The sequence below is a fragment of the Micromonospora sp. LOL_025 genome, assembly GCF_048060285.1.
Classification (GTDB): domain Bacteria; phylum Actinomycetota; class Actinomycetes; order Mycobacteriales; family Micromonosporaceae; genus Micromonospora.
Map to the genome: position 1 here is coordinate 95,637 of NZ_JBHMIR010000023.1, position 8,431 is coordinate 104,067.

5 protein-coding genes are annotated in these 8,431 nt (G+C 75.1%); 3 read left to right on the plus strand and 2 right to left on the minus strand.

Going from position 1 to position 8,431, the window contains the following annotated elements:
* Positions 1-31 precede the first annotated feature (31 nt).
* Entirely contained in the window at positions 32-973 is a 942-nt protein-coding gene (locus ACFHW0_RS23980) for a threonine ammonia-lyase (protein ID WP_416611015.1), read from the plus strand.
* A 49-nt stretch (positions 974-1,022) separates the two neighbouring features.
* Here the strand turns inward: ACFHW0_RS23980 and ACFHW0_RS23985 are convergent, their stop codons facing one another.
* Positions 1,023-3,119: a S9 family peptidase gene (locus tag ACFHW0_RS23985; protein WP_416611016.1), complete on the minus strand. Its 2,097-nt coding sequence runs from the start codon at positions 3,117-3,119 to the stop codon at positions 1,023-1,025.
* A gap of 90 nt (positions 3,120-3,209) precedes the next feature.
* Between ACFHW0_RS23985 and ACFHW0_RS23990 the strand changes: the two genes are divergently transcribed.
* The gene (locus ACFHW0_RS23990; protein ID WP_416611017.1) at positions 3,210-4,559 is read left to right on the plus strand and encodes an FAD-binding oxidoreductase; all 1,350 of its coding nucleotides are present in this window, start codon (positions 3,210-3,212) and stop codon (positions 4,557-4,559) included.
* A gap of 222 nt (positions 4,560-4,781) precedes the next feature.
* Here the strand turns inward: ACFHW0_RS23990 and ACFHW0_RS23995 are convergent, their stop codons facing one another.
* Complete coding sequence (locus ACFHW0_RS23995) at positions 4,782-6,857, minus strand: SpoIIE family protein phosphatase (RefSeq protein WP_416611019.1); 2,076 nt, start codon at positions 6,855-6,857, stop codon at positions 4,782-4,784.
* A 300-nt stretch (positions 6,858-7,157) separates the two neighbouring features.
* Here ACFHW0_RS23995 and ACFHW0_RS24000 point away from each other — a divergent pair.
* Positions 7,158-8,431 (plus strand): HAMP domain-containing protein (locus ACFHW0_RS24000; protein WP_416611021.1); only part of this gene is annotated, 1,274 nt, incomplete at its 3' end.

An 8,431-nucleotide genomic window follows, 5' to 3' on the forward strand; every position in this document is an offset into this window, starting at 1 on the left:
CGGCGTCCCCCGGCTCGGGCAGGATGGGGCGATGGAGCTGGTCTCGATCACCGACGTCCGGAACGCCGCCGCCGACATCGCGGGCACCGTGGTGCGTACCCCGCTGCTGCGGACCGGTTGGGACGCGGAGCTGTGGCTCAAACCGGAGAGCCTGCAACCGGTGGGATCCTTCAAGCTGCGCGGCGCGACCCACGCGGTCGCCCGGCTGACGCCCGAGGAGCGGGCGCGCGGCGTGGTCACCCACTCCTCGGGCAACCACGGCCTGGCGCTGGCGTACGCGGCCCGCGCGGCCGGCGTGCCGTGCCGGATCGTGGTGCCCGAGGGCGCCCCGGCGGCGAAGGTGGACCGGATCCGGGCGCTGGGCGTCGAGGTGCTGCTGGTGCCGCCCCCGCAGCGCGGCCCGGAGGCGGAACGCATCGCGGCGACCACGGGCGCGGTGCTGGTGCCGCCGTTCGACGACCGGCGGATCGTCGCCGGGCAGGGCACGGTCGGGCTGGAGATCGTCGAGGACCTGCCCGACGTCGACGTGGTGCTGGTGCCCGTGGGCGGCGGCGGGCTCTCCTCCGGCGTCGCGACCGCGGTCACGGCGTTGCGCCCGGCGGCGACGGTGATCGGCGTCGAGCCGGAACTCGCCGCCGACGCGCGGGAGTCGCTGGCGGCCGGGTCGGTGGTGGTGTGGGGCGAGGAGCGCACCTACCGGACGATGGCCGACGGGCTGCGCCTGCCGCCCTCCGAGCTGACCCTCGCCCACCTGCGGGCCCGGCTCGACCGCATCGTCACGGTGACCGAGGAGGAGATCCGCGCCGCGATGGGTCGGCTGGTGCGGGACGCCCGCCTGGTCGTGGAGCCGAGCGGCGCGGTGGCCGTGGCCGCCCGGCTGTTCCGCGCCGCCGAGCTGCCGCCCGGTCGTACGGTCGCCGTCGTCACCGGCGGCAACGTCGACCCGGCGGTGCTGGCGGGCGTGCTGGGCTGAACGGACGCCGGGAAGGGCCCTCGCCGGCGAGGGCCCTTCCCGACGCCGCTCAGGCGCGGCCGAGGCGGTCGAGGATCCAGGCGTTGACGAACGCCTCCTCGCGCCAGGAGTCGTAACGGCCGCTGGGGCCGCCGTGGCCGGCGCCCATCTCAGTCTTCAGCAGGTAGTCGCCCCGCGGGGCGACCGCCCGCAGCCGGGCGACCCACTTCGCCGGCTCGTGGTAGAGCACCCGGGTGTCGTTGAGGCTGGTCACCGCGAGGATCGCCGGGTAGTCCACCGCCCGCACGTTCTCGTACGGCGTGTAGGACTTCATGTAGGCGTAGACCTCCGGGTCGGCCAGCGGGTTGCCCCACTCCTCCCACTCGGTGACGGTCAGCGGCAGCGACGGGTCGAGGATCGAGGTGAGCGCGTCCACGAAGGGCACCTGCGCGACGATCCCGGCGAACGCGTCCGGGGCGATGTTGGCGACCGCGCCCATCAGCAGCCCGCCGGCCGAGGCGCCCCGGGCCACGAGCCGGTCGCTCGTCGTCCAGCCCGCCTTGACCAGGTGCCGGGCGCAGGCGACGAAGTCGGTGAAGGTGTTCTTCTTGGCCAGCAGCTTGCCCTGGTCGTACCAGCGGCGGCCCAGCTCGCCGCCGCCCCGGATGTGCGCCACGGCGTAGATGACGCCCCGGTCCAGCAGGGAGAGCCGGGCGACGGAGAACCACGGGTCCATGCTCGCCTCGTACGAGCCGTAGCCGTAGATCACGCAGGGGGCGGAGCCGTCCTTCGGCGTGCCGGCCCGGCAGACCAGCGAGATCGGCACCCGGGTCCCGTCGTCGGCGAGTGCCCAGTCGCGGTGCTGCTCGTAGTCGGCCGGGTCGTACGCCCGTCCGTCCGGCCCGGGCTTCACCGGCTTCTGCCGGCGCAGCACCATCTGCCGGGTGACCAGGTCGTAGTCGTAGACCGAGTCGGGCGTGACCAGCGAGGTGTAGCCCAGCCGGATCTGCCCGGTGCGGTACTCCGGGTTGCCCTGCAGGCCGACGCTGTAGAGCGGCTCCGGGAAGTCGATGTCGTACGCGTCGCCGCCGCCGACGGGCAGCACCCGCAGCCCGGTCAGCCCGTTGGTGCGCAGCGAGACGACCAGGTGGTCGGCGAAGGCGTCCACCGCCTCCAGCCGGGTCCCGGGCGAGTGCTCGATGAGCGGCACCCAGTCGCCGGGCGCGTCCGCCGAGGTGTACGCCAGCGCGAAGTCCTCCGCGCCGTCGTTGTGCAGGATCAGGAAGCGGTGCCCGTGGTGCTCGACGGTGTATTCCACGCCCTGCCGCCGGGGCGCCACGGACGCCGGCGCGCCGGTCGGGTTGCCGGCCGGGATCACCAGCACCTCGCTGGTGATCTTGCTGTGCACGTCGATGAGGATGAACCGCTCCGACCGGGTCAGCTCCACGCCGACCCAGAACCGCTCGTCGTCCTCCTGGTAGACCACCACGTCCTCGGTGGACGCCGTGCCCAGGGTGTGCCGCCAGACCCGGTTCGGGCGCCACGTCTCGTCCACCGTCACGTAGAACAGCACGGAGGCGTCGGCGGACCAGGCGGTGCCGTAGAACGTGTCGGGCACCTCGTCGGGCAGCAGCTCACCGGTGGAGAGGTCCTTGACCCGCAGCGTGAACCGCTCGTCGCCGGAGAAGTCCGTGGAGTAGGCCAGCCACCGCCCGTCCGGGCTGACGTCGAACGCGCCGAGCGCGAAGAAGTCGTGCCCCTCGGCGAGCAGGTTGCCGTCGAGCAGCACCTCCTCGTCGTCGAGCGGCGCGCCGTCCGTGCTGACCGGCGGCTCGGTCTCGCCGTCCCGGACCGCCCGGCGGCACTGCACGCCGTACTGCTGGCCCTCGACCGTCCTGGTGTAGTACCAGTAGCCGCCCTTGCGGCCGGGCACGGACAGGTCGGTCTCCTGGGTGCGCCGGCGGATCTCCTCGAACAGGTCGGCGCGCAGCCCTTCGAGATGCGCCGTCCGGGCCTCGGTGTACGCGTTCTCGGCGGTCAGGTAGGCGATCGTCTCCGGATCGTCCTTGGCGGTGAGCCAGGCGTACTCGTCGACGACGGTGTCGCCGTGGTGGGTGCGCTCGCTGGGCACCCGCTTCGCCGTGGGTACGGGGGTCTCGGTGGTCACGGCGCCACGTTACCGGCCGCGCGCCGCCCGCCGCGCGGCCTCGACGGCGACCCGCCGTCACGTCTTTCGAACATGTGTACGATGGCCGGCATGGCGGCTGCAGCGAGTTCCACCGACCGGCCCGGAGCCCTCGACATCACCCGACGGTTGACGGAGATCTGCGGCCCGCCGTTCGCCCGCTTCGCCGGCCCCGCCGACGAGGTGGCCGGCCGCCCGGCCCGCTGGGTCGCCGTCCCGGGCGGCGCACACGCCGCGGCCGAGGTGCTGCGGCTCGCCGCCCGGCACGACCTGACGGTGGTGCCGCGCGGCGCCGGCACGAAGATCGACTGGGGGGCCGCCCCCGACCGGGTCGACATCATGCTCGACACCGGCCGGCTCGCCGGGATCGGGCACGAGCCGGTCGGCGCGCCCACCACCGAGGTCGGGGCGGGCACGCCGTTGCGCGCGGTGCAGGCCACACTGGACCGCACCGGGCAGCGCCTGGCGCTCGACGCCCCCTCGCCCGGCGCCACCCTCGGCGGCGTGCTCGCCGCCGGCGAGGCGGGACCGCTGCGGCACCGCCACGGCAGCCCCTGCGACCAGCTCGTCCGGGTGCGCTACCTCGACGCCGACGGCGAACTCGTCGACGCCGGGGGCGGCGCCGCCGGGCTGGAGCTGGCCCGGCTGCTCTGCGGCTCGCAGGGGGCGCTCGGCGTGCTGGTCTCCGCGACCCTGCGGGTGCAGGCCGTCCCGGCCGGCCGGATCTGGGTCAGCCGACCGGTGTGGACTCCGCTGGAGGTGCACGACCTGATCCGCACCGTGCTCGCCGCGCGCCTCGACCCGGCGGCGGTCGAGCTGGACCTGCCGGCCGGCGCGGGACCCCGGCCGCGCCAGGGCACCCGGGCCGCCGCGATGGCCGCGCACCCGTCCATGGTGGGGCGCGTCCGCGGCGGCCCGGCCGGTGCCGGGCGGCTGGTGGTGCTGCTGGAGGGCGGTCCGGCGGACGTCGCCGAGCGCGCCGACCGGCTCGTCGCACTCCTCGGCCCGGGCGCGGCCGCCAGCCACGCCGCGCCCGAGTGGTGGCGGCGCTACCCGTTCGGCCCGGGCGACACGGCACTGCGGATCGAGGTGCCGATCGCCGACCTGCACGCCGCCGTCTACGCGCTGCGCGACGCCGCCGGAGGGCCCGTCCCGGTGCGCGGCTCCGCCGGCCTCGGCGTGGTGCACGCGGCCCTGCCCGGCGCCATGTCGCCCGACCGGGTGGCGTCGATCCTGGCCGCCGTCCGCGGCGTGCTCCTCGCCCGGCAGGGCCGGTGCGTGGTGGTCTCCGCGCCGCCGGCCGTCCGGCGGGCCGTCGACCTGTGGGGCGAGCTGGCCGGGCTGGCCCGGCTGCGCGCGGCCAAGGAGCACCTCGACCCGCACCACCGCCTCGCCCCTGGCCGCCTGCCCGGCGGCCTCTGACCGCCCGGGCGGCTCGCGGCGGGAGCGGGCGAGAGGCGGGAGCGGCCGGGGCCGCGCGGCTCAGTCCAGCCACCATCGGTGCAGGTCGGCGCCGGCTGGTCCGAAGAAGTGCCCGCTCGACCGCCCGTCCGTATCGGTGCCGTCCGACCGGATGGCGGCGTGTCGGCCTGTGCCGTCGACGCCGCACGATGCCGCGACCCGTGCCGGTCCTGCCACCCGCGCTCAGGTGGCGTCGTTGCGGAGCACCAGGATGGCGATGTCGTCGCGGGGCGCCTCGGTCGAGAAGCCGATCGCCGTCGAGCGGAGCCGGGCCGCGATCACGTCGGCCGAGTAGCCGGCCAGCGGGGCGGCGGCGTCGCGCAGCCGGTCGGTGCCGAACAGCTCCCGGCCGCGCCGCCGCTCGGTGACCCCGTCGGTGTAGAAGACCAGTGAGTCGCCCGGGTCGAGCGGCACCTCCGCCGTCGGGGAGGCGATCGAGTCGAGCAGGCCGAGCGCGGTGCCCCCGGTGCCGACGAAGCGCGCCCCGCCGCCCGCGGGCAGCAGCACCGGCCGGTCGTGGCCGGCGAGGTGCAGGGAGACGTCGAGCTGGTCGCCTTCGCCGGGGCCGACCGCCGCCAGGGCCAGCGTGCAGTAGCGCCCGCCGCCCCGCTCGAACAGCGTCTCGTTGACCCGGGCCAGCGCCTCCGGCAGCGGCTTACCGTCGCCCACCAGCACCCGGATGACGTCGCGGACCAGGCCGGTGACCGTCGCCGCCTGCACTCCCTTGCCCGAGACGTCGCCGATCACCACCAGCCAGCGGCCGTCCGGCAGGGGCACCACGTCGTAGAAGTCGCCGCCGACGTCGACGTCGCCGCCGGTCGGGACGTACTCGGCGGCGAAACCGATGCCCTCGACCACGGGCAGCACCGGCGGCAGCAGCGACTGCTGGAGGGTGTGCGCGACGCGCCGGCGCTCGGCGTGGATCCGGGCGTTCTCGATCGCCAGCGCCGCCCGCCGGGCGACGTCCTCCAGCACGGCGACCTCGTCCGGGTCGTGCCGGTGGCGCTGGTGCCGGCCGACGGCCAGCGTGCCCAGCCGCTGCCCCCGCGCGATCAACGGGACGGCGAAGCCCTCCATCGGCGCGCCGAGCGGCATCTGGGTGCCGTTGCGGGACGCCTCGCGCAGCCGGGCCTGGACCGAGTCCGGGCCGGTCTCCGCGAGCACCTGGTGCAGCTGGGGCAGCACCGACTCGTCGGCGTGGCTGGCCGCCGCCAGGCGGAGCCGGCCCCACTCGTCGGTCGTGTGCACCGCGCACCACTGCCCGAGCCTGGGCACCACGAGCTGGGGGACGAGCGCCATGGTCAACTCGACGTCCAGCGACTGCGCGAGCAGCTCGCTCGCCTCGGCGAGGAAGGTCAGCCAGGCCTGCCGGCGGACGTCCGCCCGGCGCAGCCGGTCGTTCTCCAGGTGCAGCGAGAGCCGCTCGGCCATCAGCACGGCCAGCGGTCGCGCGTACGCCGACGGCGCCGCGTCCAGCTCCAGTTCGCCGGCGTACGGCCGGTGCACGGCCAGCGCCACCCGGAGCAGCTCGTTGCCGGGCCGGGGTTGGCGGCCGTACCGGGCCAGCACCTGGGTGCCCTGCCCGTCGCCCCGGTCCAGCCGCACGACCCCGCCCGCCGCGCCGACCATCTCCGCCACCCGGGTGAGCAGGCTGGTCGCGAAGTCGGGCAGCGGGTCCTCGGCGTACGGGTCGGGGGTGGTCTGCATCAGCTCGCTCATGGCCCCGGCGCTCGGCGCGGAACTCTCCGGGGTCGCCGGTGCGCCGCCCCCGGCGGTCGCCGCGGCGGGCACCCCGGGGTGCCGGACGACCGTGGCCCGGCCGGGCAGGTCCAGCCGGAACCACACCCCCTTGCCGGTGGGCAGGTAGGTGGTGCCCCAGCGGCTGGCGAAGTGGTCGACCAGCAGCAGCCCCCGGCCGCGCTCGGAGACCTCGTCGATGTCGGTGGCGTCGTTGCGTACCCCGACGGTCAGCTCCTCCACCGGGCCGGCGGCGAAGTCGGACACGGTGACGGTGATCCCGACCGGGTCGGCGACCACCTCGACGTCCAGCTCGGTGCGGGCGTGCTCCACCGCGTTGGTGGAGAGTTCGGTGGTGAGCAGCATGGCCTCGTTGGCCAGTTCGTCCAGGTGGGCCTCGGTGAGGACGGACCGCACGAGGGCCCGCGCCGCGGCTGGCGTACGGCGGTCCGCGGGGAGCCGGACGCGCCGGACGTGCTCGTCTCGGCCCCCGGTCGCCGCGGGCCCCGCCTCCGCTGACACCCCCGTATCCTCCACCGCCACCCGCGCGGGTGCCAAGCCGATCCCCGTACGCGCGCCCCCGCCCTCCGCCCTCCCGCCTCGTCGATCATGCACTTATGGTGGGCGGTCGGCGACGTTCGACCCGTTTCGTCGGGCACCACGACTGCATGATCGGCCCCTTGGTCGCGGCCCCGAGGTGCGGTCAGGGGTGGTTCCGGGAGGGGTGGGTCGGGCGCGTGGACGTGGTGCGGGCGAGGCCACGGGCACAATGGTGGGATGGCCGGTGTCGGTAGGAGCCGGTGGCCCCGAGCTGAGCGAGGAATGATGACCACGAAACAGTCGGCGACCGTGGACCAGTCCGCGCCCGACCACGAGGCGCTCCTCGGCGAGCTGACCGAGGCGCTGCGGCGGGTGCGTCGGGGCGACCTGAAGGTCCGGCTGCCCCGCCGCGCGGGCCGGGCCGGCGAGGTCGCGGACGCCTTCAACGAGGTCGTGTCGCTCCAGGAGCGGCAGTACCTCGACCTGCGGCGGATCAGCCGGATCGTCGGCCGGGACGGCCGGCTCACCGAGCGCCTGGACGACGAGGGCCTGGACGGCTCCTGGGCCGAGGGGCAGCGGGCGGTCAACTCGCTGATCGACGACCTGGGCCGGCCGACCACCGAGATCGCCCGGGTCATCGTCGCGGTGGCCGACGGCGACCTCTCCCAGCACATGGCCCTGGAGATCGACGGCCGGCCGCTGCGCGGTGAGTACCTGCGGATCGGCCGCACGGTCAACACGATGGTCGACCAGCTCTCGTCCTTCTCGAACGAGGTCACCCGGGTCGCCCGGGAGGTGGGCACCGAGGGCAAGCTCGGCGGGCAGGCCGACGTGCGCGGGGTCGCCGGCACCTGGAAGGACCTCACCGACTCGGTGAACACCATGGCGTCGAACCTGACCGGCCAGGTGCGGTCGATCTCCCAGGTGGCGACGGCGGTGGCCAAGGGCGACCTGTCGCAGAAGATCACGGTCAGCGCCCGCGGCGAGGTCGCCGAGCTGGCCGACACCATGAACTACCTCACCGACACCCTGCGGCTCTTCGCCGAGCAGGTCACCCGGGTGGCCCGCGAGGTGGGCACCGAGGGCAAGCTCGGCGGGCAGGCCGACGTGCCGAACGTGGCCGGCACGTGGAAGGACCTGACCGACAGCGTCAACTCGATGGCGTCGAACCTGACCGCCCAGGTGCGCAACATCGCGCAGGTCTCCACGGCGGTGGCCCGGGGCGACCTGTCGCAGAAGATCACCGTGGCGGCGCAGGGCGAGATTCTGGAGCTGAAGGACACCGTCAACACGATGGTGGACCAGCTGTCGTCGTTCGCCGACGAGGTGACCCGGGTCGCGCGTGAGGTCGGCATCGAGGGCAAGCTCGGCGGCCAGGCCCAGGTGCGCGGCGTCTCCGGCACCTGGCGCGACCTGACCGAGAACGTCAACCAGCTCGCCGGCAACCTGACCAGCCAGGTGCGCAACATCTCCCAGGTCTCCACCGCCGTGGCGAAGGGTGACCTGTCGCAGAAGATCACGGTCGACGCCCAGGGCGAGATCCTGGAGCTGAAGAA

What these genes read in the sequence shown, in the direction of transcription:
- ACFHW0_RS23980 (WP_416611015.1), top strand. Translation starts at nt 32, where the DNA reads ATGGAGCTGGTCTCGATCACCGACGTCCGGAACGCCGCCGCCGACATC.
- ACFHW0_RS23990 (WP_416611017.1), top strand. Translation starts at nt 3,210, where the DNA reads ATGGCGGCTGCAGCGAGTTCCACCGACCGGCCCGGAGCCCTCGACATC.